General features: G+C 39.7%; 1 protein-coding gene. It reads left to right on the top strand.

Annotated elements, in window-relative coordinates:
• Nucleotides 1-151 precede the first annotated feature (151 nt).
• Nucleotides 152-476, top strand: a 325-nt coding sequence (locus CWC03_RS22390) for a hypothetical protein (RefSeq protein ID WP_138583728.1), incomplete at its 3' end; no start/stop codon positions are given.

Below are 476 nucleotides of genomic sequence, written 5' to 3'. Positions count from 1 at the left end.
ATAACCATTCGAATGCTGAATAAAAAAATGGGTTAAAAATGCTTGTCTTTTATGTAACAATAGCGCGCAAATAAAAACCAATCGCAGCACACTAGGAAGTAGTACTGTGTATTGGTGGCACAGCTTTAACCAACAACAGTGGACATAAAAAATGCAAACAAGGATTGTGGTGTATGGTACTAACCATCCTGTACATGTCGTCGATTTTGAACTCACGACCTGTATCAATAGCGGCTTTTTACTCAAAGCGAACCTAGAATCCCAATTTGACCTGGCTGATGAGTTACTTGTCGGCAATATGCTCACGTTTGAAATTGAGTCACCAGATGCAATATCAACCTATTTCACGGGGACTTTGTTTGATATCCAATCTGGTTTTGTGTCTGAGCACACCTGTGGTGCAGAGGTAATCTTAAAGCCTCGCCTTGAGTTACTTAAGCAAACAGAAAAAAGCCAAATCTTTGTACAAGCCAATT

The sequence above is a fragment of the Pseudoalteromonas sp. S2755 genome (assembly GCF_005886535.1).
Lineage (GTDB): Bacteria > Pseudomonadota > Gammaproteobacteria > Enterobacterales > Alteromonadaceae > Pseudoalteromonas.
The sequence above is the reverse complement of the archived record's forward strand: the minus strand, read 5'-3'. Positions and strand labels throughout refer to the sequence as shown.